The following is a 20981-nucleotide window of genomic DNA, read 5'->3' on the forward strand; positions in this document are numbered from 1 at the left end:
GGAATCGTCGAAGGAGACCCCATGTCGCACCCCGCCGCCGCACCCGAGACCTTGCTCGCCGCCCCCGACCAGGCGACGCAAAGTCAGATCGTCGACGAGATCCGCGCGCGTCACGCCGAGCTGGATGCCGCCGGTGAGTCCGTGCCCGCGACCGCGCACGACTTCCCCGCCTACCGCTCGAGCGTGCTGCGGCATCCGACGAAGAACCCGAAGCTCGTCGACCCCGAGACGATCGAGCTGTTCTCGCCCGCGTTCGGGCAGCGCGACGTCGCCGCGATCGAATCCGATCTCACCCTCCAGCACGCGGGCGAGCCGCTGGGCGAGCGCATGAGCGTGCAGGGTCGCCTGCTCGACTCCTGGGGGCGACCGGTGGCGAACCAGCTCATCGAGATCTGGCAGGCCAACGCCGCCGGGCGCTACATCCACCAGCGCGACCAGCACCCCGCCCCCCTCGACCCGAACTTCACCGGCGCCGGGCGCGCGGTCACGAACGAGAACGGCGAGTACCGCTTCACCACCATCAAGCCCGGCCCCTACCCGTGGAAGAACCACCGCAACGCGTGGCGGCCGGCGCACATCCACTTCTCGGTGTTCGGCTCGTCGTTCACGCAGCGCCTCGTCACGCAGATGTACTTCCCGGGCGACCCGTTGTTCGCGCTCGACCCGATCTACAACACCATCCACCGGCAGAAGGATCGCGACGCCCTCGTCGGCGTATACGACCACGAGCTCACCTCGCCCGAGTGGGCGACGGGCTACCGCTTCGACATCGTCGTCGACGGACCGGATGCCACCTACTTCGAAGCCGAGGGCGAGTGAGATGACGACGACATCGACGCATGACCCGGTCCCTGAGCCCGTCGAAGGGCGAGCAGGAGGGCGACGAGTGATCCCCGCCAAGACCCACCGCGCGACCCCCGGCCAGACGGTCGGGCCGTTCTTCGCCTACGGGCTGGAGTACCCGAAGCAGCACGAGGTCGCCTTCCCGCACTCGCCCGGGGCGATCGTGCTCGGCGGCACCGTGTACGACGGCGCGGGCGCACCGGTGCCCGACGCGTTGATCGAGATCTGGGGAGCGGATGCCGACGGCTCGGTGCCGCGGGCGCGCGGCGCGTTCCGCCGCGACGACCACACGTTCACCGGCTTCGGTCGTGCGTTCACCGACGACGAGGGGCACTTCGAGTTCTGGACGCGCGAGCCCGGTGGCATCCGGGGTCGCGCCGCCTTCTACGCCGCGATCGTGTTCGCCCGGGGCCTGCCCGACAAGCTGCACACGCGCATCTACGTGCCGGGGGATGACGCGGCGCTCGCCGCCGATCCGCTGCTGTCGACGCTGACGTCGGAGGAGCGCGCTACTCTCATCGCGACGCGCGCGGCCGACGGCCACCTGCGGCACGACATCCGGCTGCAGGGCGCGGGAGAAACGGTGTTCCTTGCCTTCTGAACCCTTCGAGCGCGGACTGCTCACCCCGGTCGCGGTCGGCCACGATGCGCTCGTGTCCGACGCCGCGGTGCTCGATGCCCTCGTGCGGGCGGAGTGCGCGCTCGTCGCGGCATACGTCGCGGGAGGCGTCGCACCGCGGGAGGCGGGCATCGCGATCGACCACGCCTTCGGCCTCGACGAGACGGGCGGTTCACCGTCGGAGACGCTCGACGTCGACGCGCTCGTCACGGCATCGGTCGCGGGCGGCAACCCCGTCATCCCGCTCGTGGGGATGATGAAGGAACGGGTGCCTGCCGCGCACCGCGCCTGGGTCCACCGCGGGGCGACGAGTCAGGACATCCTCGACACCGCCCTCATGGTGGTCGCGCAGCGCGCGGTCGGCGAGGTGCGCGGTTCCCTGGGAGACGCGGCCGAATGGCTGCGACGGCTCGCCCTTCGCCACGCCGACGACGTCGCGGCCGCGCGCACGCTCACGCAGCACGCGGTGCCCACGACGGTGGGTGCACGGGCGGCGACGTGGGCCCAGGGGATCGAGCGCGCGGTGTCCCGTCTCGACGTGCTCGTCTTCCCGGCGCAGCTCGGCGGCGCCGGCGGCACGCTCGCCTCGTTCGTGGAGATCACCGCATCCGCGGATGCCGCGGCGGCCCTCCCCGCGGCCTTCGCCCGGGCAGCGTCGCTCGACGTGCCCGAGGCGCCGTGGCACGTCACCCGCTGGCCGGTGACCGAGCTCGGTGATGCGCTCGTGCAGGCGCTCGACGCGCTGGGCAAGTTCGCGGCCGACGTGGCGACACTCAGCCGCACCGAGATCGCCGAGGTGTCGGAGGGCAAGGGCGGCGGCTCGTCGGCCATGCCGCAGAAGCAGAACCCCGCCGAGGCGGTGCTCATCCGTTCCGCCGCCCTCCGTGCCCCGCAGCTGGGCGCGACGCTGCACCTTGCGGCATCCCTCGCCGTCGACGAACGCCCCGACGGGGCGTGGCACGCCGAGTGGCCGACGTTGCGTGATCTTCTGCGGCTGGCGCTGGGCGCATCGTGGCACGCCTCCTCGCTCGCGGAACACCTGCGGGTGGACACCGCGGCCGCGGCGCGCAACGCCGGAGCGACCGGCGGACGCCTCGTGAGCGAGCGCCTGCGCGGCGTTCTGGTGCCGCTGATCGGCGCCGAGCGCTTCGCCGACCTGCTCGCCGGTGACGGCGACCTCGCTGACGCTTTGCGGGCGCTGCCCGAGGATCTCGATGTCGACGCGCTGCTCGATCCCACCGGCTACGTCGGGCTCGCGCCGCGGTTGGCGCGCGGGTCGGCGCGCGGAACCGTCGAGGTTCCGGATGCCACGGAGGTCGGGGCACCCGCCACCGGAAGCGCAACCGGCCGCCGAGACCGCGCGGCATACGAGAGGAACGGACACGGGGTGGACGAATGAGTGCGGCAACGCTGATCTCGCTGACGGCGCCGGTCGGGCCGGAGGGCGCGCCGCTCGTCGTGCTCGGGCCGTCGCTGGGCACCTCCACCATCCTGTGGGACGACGTCGTGCCGCTGCTCGCCGACGACTACCGCGTCGCCGCCTGGGACCTCCCGGGTCACGGCACGGGTCCCGTCGCGCGGGAGGCGTTCTCGGTCGCCGACCTCGCGGATGCCGTCGCGGCTGCGGTGCCCGACGAGACCTTCTTCTACGCCGGCGTCTCGCTCGGCGGAGCGACGGGGCTGGAGCTCGCCCTGCGACACGGCGACCGGGTGCGGGCCGCGGCCATCGTGGCATCCGGAGCTCAGCTCGGCGACCCCGACGCGTGGGCCGAACGTGCCGCGCAGGCGCGGGCGCAGAGCACCTCGAGCCTCATCGTCGCGTCGGCCCAGCGCTGGTTCGCGCCCGACTCGATCGCGCGGCGCCCCGACCTCACCGGGCGTCTGCTGCACGCGCTGCAGGATGCCGACGACGACAGCTACGCGCGCTGCTGCGAGGCGCTCGCCGCGTACGACGTGCGCTTCTCGCTGGGCGAGATCGCGCCGCCGGTGCTCGCCGCCTGGGGTGCCTTCGACGCCGTCGCGCCCGAAGCCAAGGCCGTCGAGATCGCCGAGGGCGTGCGCGACGGCCGCACCGCGCGCATCGACGACGCCGGCCATCTGCCGCCCGCCGAACAGCCCGAGGCCGTGTCGGCGCTGCTGCGGTCGTTCTTCGCATCCGCTTCTCGAAAGGACGCCTGATGCCCACCGATCAGGAACGCCTCGACCAGGGCATGGCCGTGCGCCGTGCCGTGCTGTCGGACGCCCACGTCGACCGCGCCCTCGCGTCGACCACCGAGCTCACCGCCGACTGGCAGGACTTCATCACGCGCGTCGCCTGGGGCGACATCTGGTCGCGACCGGGTCTGGACCGCCGCTCCCGGTCGATCGCGGTGCTCAGCTCGCTCATCGCGCACGGGCACCACGAGGAGCTCGCGATGCACCTGCGGGCGGCGCTGCGCAACGGTCTGAGCGTCGATGAGATCCGCGAAGTGATCCTGCAGTCGGCGGTCTACTCGGGCGTGCCGGCGGCGAACACGGCGTTCCGGATCGCGTCGGAGGTGTTCGCACAGGACGCGCCCGTGCAGGACGGGCAGGGCGGGGACACGCCGGGCGGGGACGTGCCGGGCGGGGACGGGCAGGGCGGCGGCGCGCAGGTCGGCGGGTGACCGGCGGATAGGGTGAGCCGGTGAGCGAAAGCGCGGGACCGGAGTTCGTCCAGTCGCTCGCGCGCGGCCTCGCGGTGATACGGGCGTTCGACGCCGACCACGCGACCCTGACCCTCAGCGACGTGTCGCGCCGGGCCGACCTGCCGCGGGCTGCAGCGCGACGGTTCCTGCAGACCCTCCAGACCCTCGGCTACGTCCGCAGCGACGGGCGCGACTTCGCCCTCACCCCGCGGGTGCTCGAGCTGGGTTTCAGCTACCTGTCGGCGCTGTCGCTTCCGGCCATCGCGCAGCCGCACCTCGAGCGGCTGTCGCGGGACATCGACGAGAGCGTCTCGGCCGCGGTGCGAGACGGCCACGACATCGTCTACGTCGCCCGCGTCCCCACGCGGCGCATCATGAGCGTGGGCATCACGATCGGCACGCGCTTCCCGGCGTACGCCACGAGCATGGGCCGCGTGCTGCTGGCTGCCGAACCCGAGGAGCGCATCGCGGAGCTCATCGGAGCGGCCCGGCCCGAGCCGTTGACTCCACGCACACGGACCGACGTCGACTCGCTGACGGCCGAGCTCGCGCGCATCCGCGAGCAGGGCTGGGCCCTCGTCGACGAGGAGCTCGAGCAGGGGCTGCGCTCGCTCGCGGTGCCCGTCCACGGGCGCGACGGGAGCGTCGTGGCCGCCGTCAACGTGTCGGCGAGCGCGCGCGGCGACGTCGACGAGTGGCGCAACAGGTGCCTTCCGCCGCTGACGGCGGCAGCGACGGCGATCGATGCGGAGCTCCGCCTGGTCTGAGACCCCTCAGCGCCGTGGTGGGTTGGCGGCGTCGAGGGCGTGGTCGTACACGCCGATGAGCCGATCGAGGAAGTGCTGCACGGTGGCGCGCTCCGCGGCATCCATCTCGTCCACCACTCGCTCGATGCCGTCGATCAACGGCGTGACGAGGTCGCGCGCGCGGTCACGGGACCGATCGACGGCCGTGACGACGAGCTTGCGGCCGTCGTGGGGATGGCGTTCACGGCGGATGTGCCCCGCCTTCTCGAGACGGTGCAGCACGAGCGTCATTGCGGCGGTCGAGATGCCCAGACGCCGTGCCAGCTCGGTGGGGGTGGCGGCGCCGGTGGAGATGAGGTGGTCCATCGCCTCGAGTCCGGGGGCGTCGACGGCGAGGACGTCGGCGACGTGACGCTCGAACTGCTGCTGACGCAGGGTGACGCGCTGCACGCGCGCGCGGATGTCGTCGTCGCCCATCGGGGCTTCGCTGCGGCGCGCACGTTCGCGTTCGCGGCGGTCGTCGCGTGCGTCGGGGGAGTCGTCGAGCGTGGGCACGTCCTTACAATAGTCGTGTAGATTGCCAATAAGATTGATAATCAACGAAACGGGGAAAATATGACGACCTCCCGAGGACGCGTGCTGATCTGCGGGGCGAGCATCGCGGGCCCAGCGCTGGCGTACTGGCTGAACCGGTACGGCTACGAGACGGTGGTCGTCGAGCGCGCCCGAGGCCTCCGCGCGGGCGGACAGAACGTCGACGTGCGCGGCGCCGGCCGCGACGTGCTGCGGCGGATGGATCTCGAGACTGCGGTGCGCGCGGCGACCACGGGCGAGGTGGGGACGCGGTTCGTCGGACGCGACGGGCGGACCGTGGCGGAGTTCCCCGCGGGCCGCGGCGACTCCGACGGCGCCACCGCCGAGCTCGAGATCCTGCGCGGCGATCTCGCCGAACTGCTCGTCGAGCGCACCGCGGGGCGCACCGAGTATCGCTTTGGCGACCGGGTCACCGGGGTGGAACAGGATGCCGAGGGCGTCATCGTGCGCTTCGAGCGGGCGCCCGAGGAGCGGTTCGCGCTCGTCGTCGCCGCCGACGGGATCGGTTCGCGAACGCGCGGGCTCGTCTTCGGCGATGAGCCGCAGATCCGCTCGCTCGGCCTCGAGACGACGTACGGCACGATCCCCCGCACCGCCGCGGACGACGACTGGTGGCGCTGGTACTCCGCGCCGGGCGGCCGCTCCATCACCCTGCGCCCCGATCCGCACGGCACGATCCGCGCGACGATGTCGGTGGTCACGGATCGCGAGCGCCCGCGGGCGGACCGCGGCGATCTCGACGCGCAACGCCGCCGATTGCGCGAGACCTTCGCCGACGCCGGCTGGGAGGCGGAGCGCGTGCTCGACGGTTTCGACCGCGCGGAGGAGCTGTACACCGACGCGATCGGTCAGGTGCGGGCTCCGCGCTGGTCGAACGGCCGGGTGGCACTGGTCGGAGACGCCGCGTACTGCGCCTCGCCGGTCAGCGGTATGGGGACGAGCCTCGCCTTGGCCGGGGCCTACGTGCTGGCGGGCGAGCTCGCAGCCCACGTCGACCACCGCGACGCGTTCCGCGGGTACGAGCGCGTGATGAGGCCGTACGTCGCGCAGGCGCAGAATCTGCCCCCGGGCACTCCGCGGCTGGCCAACCCCACCTCGCGGCTCGGCGTCGGGGTGTTCCGCGGGGTGCTGCGGGTGGCATCCACTCCTGTCGTCGCGCGTCTCATGGGCGGTCTGTTCACCCCTCCGGCGGATGCCATCGACCTGCCGGCTTACGCGCACCTGGGGTGAACGCGGGTCTTGCCGATCCTGGCGGTCCGGAGTAAAGTGTGCGTATTGCGAACGGGCGTTCGCAGAGCGAACATAGGAAGCCTCCATGATCGACAAGACCGTTCCCGACCTCGCGGCCGCCGTCGCGGGCATCCCCGACGGAGCCACCGTGATGATCGGCGGCTTCGGCCGCGCCGGGCAGCCCGTCGAACTCATCGACGCGCTCATCGCACACGGCGCCCGCGACCTGACCGTCGTGAACAACAACGCCGGCAACGGTGACACGGGGCTGGCCGCCCTGCTCGCCGCCGGCCAGGTGCGCAAGATGATCTGCTCGTTTCCGCGCCAGAGCGACTCGTGGGTGTTCGACCGGCTGTACCGCGAGGGCGAGGTGGAACTCGAGCTCGTGCCGCAGGGCAACCTCGCCGAGCGCATCCGCGCCGCGGGCGCGGGCATCGGCGGGTTCTTCACCCCCACAGGCTTCGGCACCCAGCTGGCAGAGGGCAAGGAGACGCGTCGCATCGACGGGCGCGACTACGTGCTCGAGTACCCGATCCGCGCCGACGTCGCCCTCATCAGCGCCCGCGCGGCGGATCGGTGGGGCAACCTCGTCTACCGCGAGACGGCCCGCAACTTCGGCCCCATCATGGCCGCTGCGGCGACCACGACCATCGTGCAGGTCGACGAGATCGTGCCGCTGGGCCGGCTCGACCCCGAGGCCGTCGTCACGCCCGGACTCTACGTGAACCGCGTCGTGGCGGTCGGCGAACGCCCGTGGGTGCGCGACGGCGCGTTCGTCGGTGGGGTCGACATCGAAGGCCGGCCGTTGGCCGAGGAAGGAGCACAGCGATGACCACCCGCATCTCCCGCGCCGAGCTCGCCGCCCGCGTGGCATCCGACATCCCCGAGGGGGCGGTCGTCAACCTCGGGATCGGAGCGCCCACGCTCGTCGCCGACTTCCTGCCCGAGGGGCTCGAGATCGTGCTGCACACCGAGAACGGCATGCTCGGCATGGGGCCGGCGCCCGAGCGCGGACGCGTCGATCCCGACCTCATCAACGCCGGCAAGCAGCCGGTCACCGCTCTCGCGGGGGCGGCGTACTTCCACCACGCCGACTCGTTCGCGATGATGCGCGGCGGTCACCTCGACGTCTGCGTGCTGGGGGCGTTCCAGGTGTCGGCGGGCGGCGACCTCGCCAACTGGTCGACGGGCGAGCCCGGGGCGATCCCCGCGGTCGGCGGGGCGATGGACCTCGCCATCGGCGCGAAGGACGTCTACGTCATGACCGACCTGCTGACCAAGGGCGGCGACCCCAAGCTCGTGACGTCGTGCACCTACCCGCTCACCGGGGTGGGCTGTGCCTCCCGCGTCTACACCGACCACGGCGTCTTCGACGTCACCGCCTCCGGCTTCCGCGTGCGCGAGCTGTTCGGCGACAACACGCACGAAGAGATCGAGGCCCTGCTCGGCCTCGCCCTGATCGAGAAGGACGCCTGACATGCCCGCTTCGTTCGTCTACGACGCCGTCCGCACGCCCTTCGCCCGGCACGGCAAAGCCTTCGCCGACGTGCGCCCCGACGATCTCGCGGCCACCGTCATGGCATCCGTCGTCGACCGCACCGGAATCGACCCCGCGCGTATCGAGGACATCGTCTTCGGCGACGCCAACCAGGCCGGGGAGGACAACCGCAACGTGGCGCGTTTCGGGGCCCTGCTCGCCGGCTTCCCCTCGTCGGTGCCCGGAACGACCATCAACCGCCTGTGCGGCTCGTCTCTGGATGCCGTGATCCAGGGCTCGCGCGCGATCGAGGCCGGTGACGCCGAGCTGATCCTCGCCGGCGGTGTCGAGTCGATGACGCGCGCGCCGTTCGTGGTCGAGAAGAGCCCGCGTCCCTTCCCCGCGTCGAATCAGACGATGTGGAACACCTCCATCGGTTGGCGCATGACCAACCCGCGCCTGCGGTCGGACTGGACGATCTCGAACGGCGAGAGCGCCGAGAAGCTCGCGGAGATCTACGACATCTCGCGCGAGGAGCAGGACGCCTTCGCCGCGCGCAGCCACCGCCTCGCCGCGGCAGCCTGGGCCGCGGGACGCTTCGACGACGAGATCGTGCAGGTCGAGGGGCACGTGCTCGCCCGTGACGAGGGGATTCGCGACGACTCCACCGCCGAGGTGCTTGCGGGTCTGCGTCCGGCGTTCCGCGCGGGCGGCTCGGTCACCGCGGGCAACTCCTCGCCCATCAACGATGGGGCATCGGCGGTGCTGCTGGGTGCGGAGGGGGCGATGGATGCCGAGCCCCTCGCGCGTATCGCCGGACGCGCCGCGTTCGGCAACGACCCCGACGTGTTCGGCGTCGCCCCCGTCGAGGCGGCCAACCGCGCGCTCGCCCGCGCCGGCCGCACGTGGGCCGACGTGTCGTTCGTCGAGTTGAACGAGGCCTTCGCCTCTCAGACCCTCGCGTGCGCGAAGCTGTGGACCGAGCTCGACCCGTCGACTCTCAACGAGAACGGCGGGGCGATCGCGATCGGTCACCCGCTCGGCGCCTCCGGCGGGCGCATCATCGCGCGCGCCGCGCACGAGCTGAAACGCCGGGGTGGCGGCGTCGCGGTGGCGGCGATCTGCATCGGGGTGGGCCAGGGGCTCGCGGTGGTGCTGGAGCGCTGAGGGCGCCGCGGCATCCGTGCGAGAGGACAGGAAAGGCTGGTGACGTCGTCGGTCGGGGCGCCGAAGCCGAGGGGGGACACCTCGGCCGTTCGTTGATCCTCACAGAGGAGGGTTCGCGTGCTCCAGGAACGGCGCAGCTGGCCCCCTGTGCTTCGTCCCGTCCCGTCCCGCGCATGCGGACTCACGGATAATGGGGGAGTGGAGCCCTGGGAGACGCGCGAGTGGTTCGGCGACCTCCTCGATGCGCTCAACCGGCACGACCTCGACGATGTGCGCGGTTTCCTGCATCCCGCCGTCCGCCGCGCGCATCTGCCCGCCGGTGCCGACGCCTGGATCGACGAGTACGCCGACCTTCTGCACGGTTTCCCCGACTGGCAGTGGAAGCGCATCCAGCTGCTGGTCGAGGACGATCGTCTCGCGGTGCACCTGCGCGGCGGCGGCACCCACAGCGGCTCCTTCGCGCACGTCGCGGCCACGCGCCGTCGCGTGAGCATCGCCTCCTTCGCCATGTATCGGGTCGAGCGGGGTCGTGTCGTCGAGGTGAGCGGAACCGATGACGCCGCCCAGATCCGCGCGGCGATCGGCTGAACGAGTGCGCTGTACCGCGTGATCTGTCAAGGGCGGCTCGATGTCGGAGGCCCCGGGTACGGTCTCTCATGCCCGGTTCCATAGCGGGTGTAAGGAGGGCGGCCATGGTGTCTCCCGATCGGCCCGGAGCGGGCGTCGTCTGGGCTCGCGTCGAAGAGGGCTTTCACGTCGGCAGTCGCAGCGGCGTCTTCCTCGGCTACATCGACCGTCAGCCCGACGGCGTCTTCCTGGCCCACGACGGTCATTCCCGTATCGTCGGCCGGTTCGAGGCCCTGACGGCGGCGATGGCCGCGGTCACGAACGGCCAGCCCCCGCTCGACGCGCAGATCACCCTCGAACAGGTGCGCGTTCCCGCGCCCCGTTCGGTCGACGACGAAAGTGCGGTCGCGTGAGCACGCCCCTGGTCTCCGTCTCCTACGTCAGCTCGGCGGCGGAGTCGTTCGATGACACAGCGCTCGCCGACCTGCTCGCGCAGAGCCGGGCGTCCAACCACGACCACGACCTCACCGGGATGCTGCTGTACCGGCGCGGACGCTTCTTCCAAGTGCTCGAGGGTCCCCGAGACCCGGTCGAACACCTCATGGCGAAGATCAGGCGTGATCCGCGCCACACCGACGTACGGGTGCTGTTGACCGAGCAGGTCGACGAGCGCCGGTTCTCGGAGTGGACGATGGGCTACGAACCCATCGGCGTCCCGGCGTCCCCGCCGCCCGAGGGCTTCCGCGACACGTTCGCCGACCTCGAGGCCGACGACGACGACGCCAGTATCCGCGCCGTCCGCGAGCTGACGGTGTGGTTCCGCGCCCGCTCCAGCGTCGGCGCCTGAGCCTTCACCACCTGAGGAGCACCATGTCCACCATCGTCCTCATCCCCGGCGCGATGCACGGCGCCTGGGTCTTCGAGCCGCTCATCGCCGCGCTCGCCGCTCGCGGGCTGTCGGCCACCGCGCTCGACCTGCCGAGCAGCTCCGCAGACACCGCCGAGATCGGTTCGCTGACCGACGATGTCGAGGCCATCCGCTCGGCTCTCGCCGACATCGACGGTCCGGTGGTGCTCGCGGCGCACTCCTACGGCGGCGTCCCGGCCCGCGCGGCAGCCGCGGCAGTCGATTCCGTGCGCGGACTGGTGATGATCGCCGCGTTCTCTCTGCCGGTCGGCGCTTCCCTGCTCGATGCGCAGGGTGGCGAGTTCCCGCCCGGCTACGAGCGTTCCGCCGACGGCAAGGCCGTGAAGATCGGCAACGTCGCCGAGACCATCTACTCGGGTGTCGACCCGGCCGTCGTCGAGACCGCGCTGACCCGCGTGGGGTGGCAGAGCGTCACATCCTTCACGCAGCCCGCCCCGGCCGAGCCCGGGCCCGACGTGACGGTGACCTACGTCGTCGCCAGCGAAGACAAGGCGCTCCCGCCTGAGCAGCAGCGACAGTGGGCTGACGCCGCCGATGCGCAGGTGTCGGTGGCATCCGGTCACTCCCCGCACGTGTCGCACCCCGACGCGGTGGCGGATGCCATCGCCGAGACGGTGCGCCGCGTCGACGCCGCGACCTCCTGACGCGGGTCCCGCGGGGGAGTGACCCGCGGATGCTGTCGACCGAGCGGCTCGAACACGGGCGGTGCCCGGAGCGAGCGATGGGGGACGAGCGCGTCGGCGTGCCCGATCTCACCGATTCCGCCGGGTCGGCACCGCGAACGGGCGTTCGGTGACCCGCGCGCGATAGCGTCGCCCGGTGCCCCTCGCATCCGTTGCTGTCCCCGAGCCACTCCGCTCGGCCGGTCGCACCCGTCCGCTCGTGCGCGTCGTCGGGGGATCCGCTGTTCTGCTCGTCGTGCTGTACGCGTACGTTCTGCGGATCGCGGTGGGCGATGTGAATCCGTTCGACTTCTTCGGTTACTTCACGAACCAGACGAGCTCGCTCACCGCGCTCGTGCTCATCGCCCTGGGTGCGCTCGCCCTCAACGGTCGCCGCCTTCCCCTGTGGCTCTCGGTGGCCTGGGGCGTGGGAGCGGCGTGCCTGATCGTCGTCGCCGTGGTCTACAACGCGTTGGTGCCGGGCACAGGTTCCGCGCCGGCGTGGGTCAGCGTCGTGCTGCACGTCGTCTTCCCGGTGCTGGTGGTCATCGACATCGCCTTCTCGCCCGACCGGCCGCGGCTCGCGTGGACGCAGGTGTGGTGGGTGCTGCCCTACCCCCTCGTGTGGATCACGGTCGTGCTGCTGCGGGGCGCGACCGATGGGTGGGTGCCCTACGGCTTCCTCCTGCCCGAGCGGGGTCTGCCGTCACTTGCGCTGCACGTCGTCGGCATCCTGACGCTGTTGATACTCGCGGCGGCGGCGGTCTGGGCGCTCAGCCGGCGGACGTCGCGGCGGTCGGCCGCACATACTCGGTGATCGTGACGCCAGATCCGAAGGTCGCCGCACTCAGCGGGGTGAATCTCGTGGCGGCACCGGTCACCCCGTCGAAAAGCGGGATGCCGCCACCGAGGACGACCGGGTTGCTCTTGATGATCAGGCGATCGATCGCGGGCAGAAGGCTGCCGGCCAGCGAGCCTCCCCCGCAGAGGTAGATTCCGAGGCCGGGCTTCGCCTTGAGGGCGCGGACGGTCGCAAGCGCATTGCTCGCCGGGAGGTGATCATCGGTCGGTTCTCGACCAGCCGACCGCTCCCGTGCATCCTGCGAGCGAGCTCGACGACTCCCTGCCCAGCCGTCACAGGGGCGGGTCGAGGGCGCGGAGCGCGGCATCCATCCGCTTCGCCATGTCCGCGTAACCGGTGTCGTCCGGGTGCAGGCCGTCGGAGGCCATCCAGCTGTCGGACGAGTCGGCGTCGTGCCCGTCGAGCCAGTGGCTCGCGCCGTCGATGTGGTCCGCGTCGATGCGCTCGGCGGCGGCCTCGACCCAGCCGGCGATGACGTCGACCGAGGCGGGCCGGTCGTCGGTGTACCAGAACGGTTCGACGACGATGATGCGCGCCTCCGGCAGTCCGTCGCGCAGGCGATCGAGGTCGCTGTCGATGGCGGTGTGGATCTCATCCGCGGCGCGGTCGTAGCTGAAGTTATCGTTCAAGCCCATCGTGACGAACACGATGTCGGGGTCGTCGTCGATGATCAGGGTGGGGATGTCGTCGAGTCCCGGCCCCATCGACGTCCGGCGATTGACGAAGCCCAGACCGTTCTCCGACCGGTTGATCTCGCGCCACCCGCGCTCGGCCGACACGATCGTCGACCAGCGCTTCTCGGGCGAGCTCGCGCCCGTTCCCCGCGTATACGAATCGCCGTAGAACGCGACGACCGGCGCATCGGCGTTGAGGACGGGTGTCGAGGAGGGAGCTTCGGAGCTCGGGGTGGAACACGCGACGAGGCTCGTAAGAAGGGATGCCACGGCTCCCAGGCCCAGCAATCGTCGCGCGCGCATGTGCCCATTCTCGCTCCGTGGTCGACCGGGAGGGCCCGAGCGACGCCCGGCACGCGTCCCCGTCTCAGCGGTGGACGGCCCCCCGGCTCGGAACCGTGGTCGGTAGGAGCCCGGGACGTCACGCGTGCGGCTCTTCGCCGACCGCCTCCAGCCGCGCAATCTGACGCGCGATGCGCGCGGCCCGCACGGTCGCGTTCGCGGCCGTCACCACGGGGTGCAGCACCGAGTACCGCTGGGTCTTGTTCAGGGCGGCGAAGGCGCGAGCGGCGGCGGGCGCGGCATCCAGGGCCGCCTGCAGGTCGGGCGGGACCTCGATCGTCGCGGGACCGGCGTAGGCCCGCTCCCACCGTCCGTCCGCCTGCGCTCTCGCGATCTCGTCCGCGCCGCGCGGGCGCATGCGTCCTTCGTCAGCCAAGCGGGCGACGATGTCGACGTTGCGCGTGGACCACAGTGATCGGGAGCGGCGCGGGGTGAAGTGCTGCCAGAAGGTCGTGGCATCCCGCGACTGTCGACGGCCGTCGATCCATCCACTGCACAGCGCTTCGTCGAGCGCTTCGGCGTACGTGAGCGTGGTGGGGGTGGTGGTGCCCTTCTTCGCGAGCACGAGGCGCACGCCGTCGCTCACGCTCTCATTGTCGTCGAGCCACGCCCGCCACCGCCCCACGTCGGCGACGGTGAGCTCGGGGATATCGGCCATGAATCGCCCTCCTCGTGTCGTGTCTGAGACGGTAGCGCGACCCTCCGACATCCGCCCATATAGGAACGACGGCCCGATAGGCAAGCGTCCCTCTCTCGAGCAGGGCGGCGACCACGATAGGGGAATGCGATGTGTGACGTACGCCGGCGAGACCGTGACCACGACCGACGACGTCGCGGAGGCGCTCGTGCAGCTGACGGCATCCATCGCCTCCGACGGGCAGGCGGAGGCGGTCAGCATCCCGATCGTCACCGGGGCCGGCGACACCGAGCAGGCCGAGCTGGTCATCGGTGTCGGAAACGACGTGCTGAGTGCGCCCGCGCACGACTGGACGGGCGACGAGCCGGACTTCGGCTGGGCGGCCGAGGAGCTCCGTCAGCACAAGCGCTTCCCGCACGCTCCCGCCATCGCGGTCGAGCAGGCTGCCGACACCGACAACCCCGACGCCTTCTGGGACCCCGACCTCGACGGCTTCACCCGCGCCTGACCTGCTATCCGGTTCGGGGCAGGTTCTGCCCGTCGGGGCGTCGGATTCCCGCCCCGAAAAGAGGCATCCGCCCCGAACGGTTGTGAGGCCTCATCGAGGGATGCACAACGACCGGGGAGCTCGTCAAGCGGGCTGCCGTCCGCGCACGGCGACGTAGCGTGAGGGCTCCACGGCGGACGTGACCGGTTCATCACCCCGACGTGTGAGCCCCGGACAGTCCGGGTGGCGTCGCCGTTTCGCGTCGCCGCCCGGACGCTCGACGGGTGTCCGCGCGACGGGTGACGTTCGTCGGGCATGAGACGATACGCGGATGGCCGGCCGGTACGTCAGCGACTTCCTGCGAGCGAACGTGAGCATGGCGGTGGCGATCGCAGCCGGCGTCGCCGTGCTCGTCGCGCTGCCGGACAGCGGTCGCGCGTTCGCGGGTGAGCAGAGCCCGCTCCTCCTCGGATTCCTGGTGGCCTGGCCGGTGTTCGTCGGGGTGTACCTCGCATGGACGCACATCTCCTACGCGCGTCAAGGTCCGCGGGGCATGCGCTCAGCCGCCCAACGCGAGACGCGCTTTCTCCGAAGCTTCTGGCGGCGCCTGTTCGGTCACGGAGGGGCGTCGACGTGGACCATGACGGGGGCGTTCGTCGCGGTGGGAGTGACGATCTACCTCGCCCAGACTGCAGAGTTCCGCGGCAACGGCATCCTCGTCGCTCTGGGCTTGCTGTGCGTGTCGTGCTCCTGGGCGCTGATGAGCGAGCGACCGATCTTCGCGGACTTCCTGACGTTCGCGGTCCTGGTGTCGACGATGGCCGCGACGGTGTCCGCTCGCGTGACGAGCCGACGGGCGTGGACCCTCGTCCGTCTCAACGTCCTCTTCGACTTCGCCTTCAACTCGGTCATCGTGGCGATGATGGTGTCACTCCTCTTCGGAGGGCTGCTCGCCTCCCGACTCTCGCCACCGTCCCTCTGCTGCGCCGCATCAGCCTCTGACCGGACCTGACGCTCCCCGCCGGGCGGACCTTAGATCGAGGATCGCGACCGACGCCCGCGAGCGGGGCAAGCTGAGGGTCGGCGCTCACTCCTTCGGAGGAGCGTTCGGGCGGCGCCCGCGCATCTCGACGCCGAGGCGCGCTCCCCCCACGATGACGAGCAGGAACCCCAGCGCGCCGAGGTTCCATCGCCAGAGCCCTTCGAGCCCGAACAGCGACGAGGACGCGAACGCGAAGGTCGCGGCGATGAAGAGCCAGACGGCGACCTGCGAGGGATTCTCGGTTTTCATCATGCCCCACGGTAAGCAGACGGCCGGGGTGTTCGCATCCACCGCAGGGCGGACATGGGCGTGTGCAGAGCCTCCGGCGACGTGGGCCCACCCAAGGGTTCGCTGCACGGCAACAAGAAGGCCCTCCCGGGCGGCCGATGGCCACCCGTGAGGGCTTTTGTGTCACTTCCAGCGCTAGACCAGACTGTTTGCCACTCGAGCGCGCAACACCAGACTGGTCATTCCGCTAAATTGCGCGGACGGTGACGACTTTGGGTGCAAAGCTACTTCAGACACCTGGGAAAATAAACCCCTGGCCAGCGGGTTTATGCGGACAACGCTCGTACGCGTGAGGGGCAGCGCTCCTCTGATTATCGTTCGGAATAGGTGACACGCTCAGAGCGAAGCATCGGGCTCGGGTGCTCGTGCCTGATCCAGCCGACTCTGTCCCAGAACCCGCGCGACTCGTCACTGTCATTCAAAGCCGTCAGACGCGGCAGGAGGTACCTGTTTCGTATCGCGCGAAGCATCTCTCGCCCGACCCCAGAGTTCCTTACCCATCGCGCCACCTCGAGGGCGAGAATGTCTAGCTGGCCGTGTGGCATCGCACCGAGCGTTGGGTGATGCTGGGGTCGCACGTCGAGCACGAACTTGCAGCGTCCAAGCTCCACGCCTTCGTGCTGCGCAGAGACCCAGTGCTCGGAGTCGTCGACCGACGCTTCGGGCGCCCATTTCGGTGCTTGAAACTGATCTGATGCTGCGAACACGTGCCAGCGTGTTCGCTTCCTCATCGGTATGGCTTCGACTAGGTAGAACTGCGGGACAGTCATGAACAGACCGTAGTCGGCTCATCTGCTTGTGGTTGTCGCGGTCGGTTCTAGCCTCGCAAGTCAGCCGCGGACGTCGCTCTCTCGGGTCTTGATGTTCCACGCGAGAGTTCGTACCTTTTCCGGCCCGACCTTGAAGAGCGTCGCGAGCGAGTGAACTAGTTCAAGTTGATTCTCGGCTACGCGGTAGGACGCGCTTGCAGTGATCCAGCGGTAGTCGCCCCTAGGGGCGCCATGCTCGGGGACGAAGTGCTCGTGCCCCACGAGAGCGGTCCAGAACAGTTCGTACCCCGCGTCTTCGATGCGGTGGAGAAGATCGCGTCGCAGAAGTAGCGCGTTGGGTGCACCAGATTTAGGCGCCGGATCGAACACTGCGACACCCGCGTCGTCCCACCACTCAAAATCGCCACGGGATTCGAGTCTGAGCGTTTCCATCAGCTTCCGAGAGGGCAGGAAGGCCCGTGTCTCCTCGTCCGCGGATGCGTCTCCGTCTGTTCCTGTGCCGCCGTACCACGCCCCGACCTGGAAGAGCTCGGTAGGCTGCTCGCCACCGGATCGATCATCCCAGTCGTCGATGTCACCCTCAGCCGCTTTCCACTCTGGTGCTGTCGGGTGTGCGCGCAGCAATACGTTTTCCATGTCTGCCCAATCGGGCATCCACCGCCCGTGCCAGTCCTTCTCCTGCGCCCATGTGGCCCACTTGCTCGCCGCACCGAGAGGGATGAGGTATGCATGCAGCTGCATCCATGAGTCACGGGTAGGCGGGCGGAGGGCTGCGATCTCGGGCGGATGCTCTTGTTTCCAGCCTGGAGCGCTAAGCAAAGTGATCCATCGAGTGGTGTCGGGGGCGGTTACAGCTAGCAGGTCGAGCGGATCCGGTACGCCGTCGAGATCTTCGGGATAGTCGTGCACCACCTCCCGCGGGAATGCGGCTCTGCTGGGTGAATACCATGAAGCGTCGCCAGCGCTTAAAGGTTCCTCTGGCTCTCGGACCAGCACCGTTACGTCAATGTCTCGCCAGATCAACTGCTCGGCGTGGGTGTAAGCGTACGGAGGATTGGAGCCCTAGCGCTCCCGGAGAGGAAGGTTGTCAGAGACGACTCCAAGCACTTCGTACAGGGCGATCCACTGGTACTTCTTCCCGACTCGTTCGACCGGTGCGCCAGAGCGGCCACGCAAAAGCCGTTGGTCGATCTCGTCGAAGGCTTCGGGTGTCCAGCCGAGTGTGCGCACGCGGTCGAAGATGGCCTCTTCAACAGACGCTTGTAAGCCTCGTTGATCTTTTGTGACGAAGTTGCGCAGGGCAGGTTCGAGCTTGTACCGGCCGAAGTCGCCCATGCCCGTCACTGAATGCCAGATTGAGCCGTATTCGTACTTAGGCCGCGCGGTGAGCCGCTCTATCTCGTCACGCGGCGTTGACTGAATCGGCCAGGACGCGCCGTAGGGCGGCTGTCCTGCGGGGCCATCCCATCCACTTGCAGCGGCTATCTCGAGCACCCGGCGGAGATAGTCGCGGATCAGCAGGTGGTTGGGCCAGCCGTTGGCCACCCACGCTGCGAGGGGGACGGCGAGTTGTGGCGCAAGGGGTTGTCGGCGGAGGGCAATGCCGCACGCCGCCGCAACTACACGCTCCACGACGTACGGGTCATTGACGGTCACGAGGAGAGACACCGCGGAGGCGAACGCATCAGCTTCCCGCTCTCCTATGGAGACAAGAGCCTTGCTGGCTCCGTCTCTGACCCGTCGGTCAGTAGTGCTCGTACACCATCCCAATGCGAGCAGTGCCAGTTCGGCGGTTCCGCCAGTGATGCGCGCCCCTTGCCCCTGCCCAACGGGCCACGCCCACTCAAGGAGAGTGCGAATGGGTGAGTGCTCGTCGGGGTCGAGTGCACCGACAAGGGAGAGCGACCACAGCCTGTCTCGAAGGGGAAGCTCGAGTGAACTGAGGTGCGCATGGAGCCACCTAGCGTTCAGGGGGTGACCCGGCACGCAGGCCACTCTGATCAACTGGCGCCATGTCTCGTCCCTGTGGCGGTCCGAGGTCAGTAGCGCTCGGACAAGTTCCTCGGCCCGGTCGCCCGTTGCTGTTGGGTGGCGCAGTGAAATGCTTTCGAGGAAGGCGTCCACCAGTTCGTGAGGCGCAGGCTTCGTGGGGTCTGTGCAATCCACCAGCTCGACGCTATGCACTTCGGGCATCAGCACTGACAGTGCGCCGAGGACTCCTCGCTCGATCCACAGTCGGTTGCCGAGGGAACGCATCCACTCCGTGACCTCTGCGGGTGTCTTACTAGAGATAGTCTTCGCGCGCGCGACATCACCGAGGCGCTGATATCCGAAGCTGACGTGGTCTCTGCCCGCTTCCACCAGGACTCCCTCGTCGAGCATCCCCTTCAGCAGGCTCGTCGACCAGAGCCGGTTGGGCAGCAACGCCGAACACAGGTCCTCCGCGGTGGACCGCGGAACTCTGCCGCCTTCGATCTCTGCTAGCTGTCGGACCGCCGCGCCGACTAGGTCCGTGCGCGTGTCAAAGTCGCACCGGCTACCCATCGAGAGGCGAAGGTTGGCAGCTTCGATGAACGCCTCGCACACCGTTGTGAGCCCAGCCGATCCGAGGGTGAAACGACCCGCACCCAGCGTTGTCAGCGCTTCGCAGGTCAACCGCAGGAAAAGGGGGTTCCCGAACTCGGGATTGAACAGGGGGAAGGTTGGGACATCGAGGCCGTATTCGTCGGCGAAGCGCCGCACGGCGGCCTCAGTTGATTCCTCGAATCCGTAGTGTTCCGAGGCGGGAAGGCCATGATCCCCGACCACCGCTTCGACGAACTCTGTCCTGCAAGAAACGATCAGGCCCACACCGGGGTATCGCGAAGCCTTCGACCTCATCGCTCGCAGGGCCGACGACCACCGGTCGGGCTGGTCGCTCTCGTTGACGGCATCGATGATGAGGAGAGCTTGATGGCCCGAGGCTTCGGCTGCGGCGTTGAGCAACCCGAGCAACCCGTCGACGTTCTCGGGCGTCTCCGCGAGTTCCGGCAACTGAGTCAGCAAGTTCCGCGCATCAAAGTCCTGACCCAACACCATGACAGTCGGACGCCCCTCAGCGATCCGTTGCATGGCGACATCGCACAACAGGTGCGACTTTCCGACGCCCGCGCGTCCAGTCAGGAGAAGCTCTCCCCGGATGGCGGCTGCGGTCGCCGGGGACGCCGATAGCCGTTGGGCGTCGTATAGTGCGGCGTTTACCTCGCGCACGTTCCCGTATAGCGTTCCAGCGTCGCCGACGTAGAAACCGTCGTCTGTTCGTGATCGCTGGCGAAGGATTTTTCCACGCCTTCGAGTGCAGCGACGGCCGCGTCTATCTGCTCAGTTGCAACATTGACGGCATAGAGGGTACGCAGCTGTGCAACGATGCCTTCGAACACCGCATCCACCGCGTCGAGAGCCGACTCACAGATTTTAAGTGCCTCATGAAAGGCAGCTTCATCGCCCTCGGGTGCCCTCCATGACCATCTGCGAGCTGACCTCAGATCTGCTGACAGCCGTTGCCACCGAGCGATGTAGGCCGCAGTGCGCCCCGCGCCCTCGACTACCTGCACCACGTCGACATCGACGTGCAGCTGAGGACTGTACCGCCGGCCCAGCTTGGCGGCGACGTCGTCGATTCGCTCCTGTTGTTGAGTCTGCGACAACGCACCCGCGTCGAACCAATAGCGGACCCGTCCGGCGTTGTGATCGAGGGTGAGCGCGTTCGTGAGGTCGTGGGCAGAGATGAACTCGACTTTCACAGCGCGGTCCAGATCGTCTGCAGCCTCCTCCAACTTACGAGCCTCTTCTTCCCAGCGGGTGAAGGCAGACTTCGTCTTGTGCGTGTCGCCGGCGGGGAGGTCGAGTGGCATCGTCACGAAGTAGCGCCGGAGTTTGGGCTCGGTCTCTAAGGTCCGCAGGAAGGACTCTCTAACCTGGGCGGCCGTGGATGAGTCATAGGACCTCACGTATTTCGCTTGCCAGGCCCAGACGTCACCGCCGGGGACGACTCCTCTGCCTTCTCGGCCGCCGTCGGGAGTTCCGAACCTCGCGAAACGGGTGCCCACCGGCCACTTGACCACGTCAACTCGAATAAGCAGCGAAGCGAGTTCCTCGAACGCGTTCGCTCGAGAGGCCGGCTGCCCGTGAGGTCGTATGCGTGCGAAGTCAATGTCGGGCGGGGTCGAGGACACAATTCATTATCAACGTCGTGACGGCTGACCTCGCGTGCTCGATACGGTCGGATGAGCGCGTCCTCAACTGCCTTTTCCTCGGCCGCGCGGCTCTCGGCCGTCTCTGGAACAAACTGGCGGGTGCGGTAGTCCGCCTTGCTGGGCGGCGGATACAGTGAGGTTCAAT

25 protein-coding genes are annotated in these 20981 nt (G+C 69.3%); 17 read left to right on the forward strand and 8 right to left on the reverse strand.

All coding sequences use genetic code 11. The features are described from left to right. Positions 1-21: 21 nt before the first annotated feature. The 6 genes from pcaH to MT347_RS16100 all read left to right on the forward strand — a co-directional run bounded on the left by pcaH (position 22) and on the right by MT347_RS16100 (position 4895). Positions 22-819: a protocatechuate 3,4-dioxygenase subunit beta gene (gene pcaH, locus MT347_RS16075; protein WP_243502368.1), complete on the forward strand. Its 798-nt coding sequence runs from the start codon at positions 22-24 to the stop codon at positions 817-819. A gap of 67 nt (positions 820-886) precedes the next feature. Beyond that, positions 887-1444, forward strand: a complete 558-nt coding sequence (gene pcaG / locus MT347_RS16080) for a protocatechuate 3,4-dioxygenase subunit alpha (protein ID WP_243502369.1) — start codon at positions 887-889, stop codon at positions 1442-1444. Further along, a complete protein-coding gene (locus tag MT347_RS16085; protein ID WP_243502370.1) occupies positions 1434-2861 on the forward strand; it encodes a lyase family protein in 1428 nt (475 codons plus the stop codon). Before pcaG ends, MT347_RS16085 begins: the two co-directional genes overlap by 11 nt. Continuing rightward, positions 2858-3640 (forward strand): alpha/beta fold hydrolase, encoded by a 783-nt coding sequence (locus MT347_RS16090; protein WP_243502371.1) that lies wholly within the window; start codon positions 2858-2860, stop codon positions 3638-3640. The genes MT347_RS16085 and MT347_RS16090 overlap by 4 nt, the downstream gene beginning before the upstream one ends. After that, the gene (gene pcaC, locus MT347_RS16095) at positions 3640-4107 is read left to right on the forward strand and encodes a 4-carboxymuconolactone decarboxylase (protein WP_243502372.1); all 468 of its coding nucleotides are present in this window, start codon (positions 3640-3642) and stop codon (positions 4105-4107) included. Before MT347_RS16090 ends, pcaC begins: the two co-directional genes overlap by 1 nt. 20 nt (positions 4108-4127) lie before the next feature. Continuing rightward, the gene (locus MT347_RS16100; protein ID WP_243502373.1) at positions 4128-4895 is read left to right on the forward strand and encodes an IclR family transcriptional regulator C-terminal domain-containing protein; all 768 of its coding nucleotides are present in this window, start codon (positions 4128-4130) and stop codon (positions 4893-4895) included. Between the two features lie 6 nt (positions 4896-4901). On the opposite strand, the gene MT347_RS18480 is transcribed toward MT347_RS16100, so the two are convergent. Further along, positions 4902-5429, reverse strand: coding sequence for a MarR family transcriptional regulator (locus MT347_RS18480; protein WP_243502374.1), 528 nt, complete (start codon positions 5427-5429; stop codon positions 4902-4904). A 60-nt stretch (positions 5430-5489) separates the two neighbouring features. On the opposite strand from MT347_RS18480, the gene MT347_RS16110 reads away from it, so the two are divergent. The 9 genes from MT347_RS16110 to MT347_RS16150 all read left to right on the forward strand — a co-directional run bounded on the left by MT347_RS16110 (position 5490) and on the right by MT347_RS16150 (position 12316). Beyond that, the gene (locus MT347_RS16110) at positions 5490-6698 is read left to right on the forward strand and encodes an FAD-dependent monooxygenase (RefSeq protein ID WP_243502375.1); all 1209 of its coding nucleotides are present in this window, start codon (positions 5490-5492) and stop codon (positions 6696-6698) included. 85 nt (positions 6699-6783) lie between these two features. After that, positions 6784-7530, forward strand: coding sequence for a 3-oxoacid CoA-transferase subunit A (locus tag MT347_RS16115; protein ID WP_243502377.1), 747 nt, complete (start codon positions 6784-6786; stop codon positions 7528-7530). Beyond that, a complete protein-coding gene (locus tag MT347_RS16120) occupies positions 7527-8174 on the forward strand; it encodes a 3-oxoacid CoA-transferase subunit B (RefSeq protein ID WP_243502378.1) in 648 nt (215 codons plus the stop codon). The genes MT347_RS16115 and MT347_RS16120 overlap by 4 nt, the downstream gene beginning before the upstream one ends. A 1-nt stretch (position 8175) precedes the next feature. Next, positions 8176-9342: a thiolase family protein gene (locus tag MT347_RS16125; RefSeq protein ID WP_243502380.1), complete on the forward strand. Its 1167-nt coding sequence runs from the start codon at positions 8176-8178 to the stop codon at positions 9340-9342. Positions 9343-9540: 198 nt separating this feature from the next. Further along, the gene (locus tag MT347_RS16130) at positions 9541-9930 is read left to right on the forward strand and encodes an ester cyclase (RefSeq protein ID WP_243502382.1); all 390 of its coding nucleotides are present in this window, start codon (positions 9541-9543) and stop codon (positions 9928-9930) included. A 104-nt stretch (positions 9931-10034) separates the two neighbouring features. Continuing rightward, the gene (locus MT347_RS16135) at positions 10035-10322 is read left to right on the forward strand and encodes a hypothetical protein (protein ID WP_243502383.1); all 288 of its coding nucleotides are present in this window, start codon (positions 10035-10037) and stop codon (positions 10320-10322) included. Further along, entirely contained in the window at positions 10319-10756 is a 438-nt protein-coding gene (locus MT347_RS16140) for a BLUF domain-containing protein (RefSeq protein WP_243502397.1), read from the forward strand. Before MT347_RS16135 ends, MT347_RS16140 begins: the two co-directional genes overlap by 4 nt. Positions 10757-10779: 23 nt before the next feature. After that, positions 10780-11481 (forward strand): alpha/beta fold hydrolase, encoded by a 702-nt coding sequence (locus MT347_RS16145; RefSeq protein ID WP_243502398.1) that lies wholly within the window; start codon positions 10780-10782, stop codon positions 11479-11481. 175 nt (positions 11482-11656) lie between these two features. Beyond that, positions 11657-12316: a Pr6Pr family membrane protein gene (locus MT347_RS16150; protein ID WP_243502399.1), complete on the forward strand. Its 660-nt coding sequence runs from the start codon at positions 11657-11659 to the stop codon at positions 12314-12316. Here MT347_RS16150 and MT347_RS16155 read toward each other — a convergent pair. The 3 genes from MT347_RS16155 to MT347_RS16165 all read right to left on the reverse strand — a co-directional run bounded on the left by MT347_RS16155 (position 12273) and on the right by MT347_RS16165 (position 14035). Further along, the gene (locus MT347_RS16155) at positions 12273-12668 is read right to left on the reverse strand and encodes a dihydrofolate reductase family protein (protein ID WP_243502400.1); all 396 of its coding nucleotides are present in this window, start codon (positions 12666-12668) and stop codon (positions 12273-12275) included. The two genes, MT347_RS16150 and MT347_RS16155, sit on opposite strands and share 44 nt — an antisense overlap. Next, positions 12634-13338, reverse strand: a complete 705-nt coding sequence (locus MT347_RS16160; RefSeq protein ID WP_243502402.1) for an SGNH/GDSL hydrolase family protein — start codon at positions 13336-13338, stop codon at positions 12634-12636. The genes MT347_RS16155 and MT347_RS16160 overlap by 35 nt, the downstream gene beginning before the upstream one ends. Positions 13339-13456: 118 nt before the next feature. Next, positions 13457-14035 carry a YdeI family protein gene (locus tag MT347_RS16165; protein ID WP_243502403.1) on the reverse strand — a complete coding sequence of 193 codons (579 nt, stop codon included), beginning with the start codon at positions 14033-14035 and terminating at the stop codon, positions 13457-13459. Between the two features lie 124 nt (positions 14036-14159). Here MT347_RS16165 and MT347_RS16170 point away from each other — a divergent pair, with 124 nt between their 5' ends. Both MT347_RS16170 and MT347_RS16175 read left to right on the forward strand, forming a co-directional pair. Continuing rightward, positions 14160-14522, forward strand: coding sequence for a hypothetical protein (locus MT347_RS16170; protein WP_243502405.1), 363 nt, complete (start codon positions 14160-14162; stop codon positions 14520-14522). 310 nt (positions 14523-14832) lie between these two features. Beyond that, positions 14833-15513, forward strand: coding sequence for a DUF1345 domain-containing protein (locus tag MT347_RS16175; protein ID WP_243502406.1), 681 nt, complete (start codon positions 14833-14835; stop codon positions 15511-15513). A 75-nt stretch (positions 15514-15588) separates the two neighbouring features. On the opposite strand, the gene MT347_RS16180 is transcribed toward MT347_RS16175, so the two are convergent. The 4 genes from MT347_RS16180 to MT347_RS16195 all read right to left on the reverse strand — a co-directional run bounded on the left by MT347_RS16180 (position 15589) and on the right by MT347_RS16195 (position 20704). Beyond that, complete coding sequence (locus MT347_RS16180; RefSeq protein WP_243502407.1) at positions 15589-15795, reverse strand: hypothetical protein; 207 nt, start codon at positions 15793-15795, stop codon at positions 15589-15591. An 866-nt stretch (positions 15796-16661) separates the two neighbouring features. Then, positions 16662-17510: a hypothetical protein gene (locus MT347_RS16185; RefSeq protein WP_243502408.1), complete on the reverse strand. Its 849-nt coding sequence runs from the start codon at positions 17508-17510 to the stop codon at positions 16662-16664. Between the two features lie 153 nt (positions 17511-17663). Next, a complete protein-coding gene (locus MT347_RS16190) occupies positions 17664-19712 on the reverse strand; it encodes a hypothetical protein (RefSeq protein ID WP_243502410.1) in 2049 nt (682 codons plus the stop codon). A 125-nt stretch (positions 19713-19837) separates the two neighbouring features. Next, positions 19838-20704 (reverse strand): hypothetical protein, encoded by an 867-nt coding sequence (locus MT347_RS16195; RefSeq protein ID WP_243502411.1) that lies wholly within the window; start codon positions 20702-20704, stop codon positions 19838-19840. Between the last annotated feature and the right edge of the window lie 277 nt (positions 20705-20981).

The organism is Microbacterium sp. VKM Ac-2923 (assembly GCF_022815605.1).
Lineage (GTDB): Bacteria > Actinomycetota > Actinomycetes > Actinomycetales > Microbacteriaceae > Microbacterium.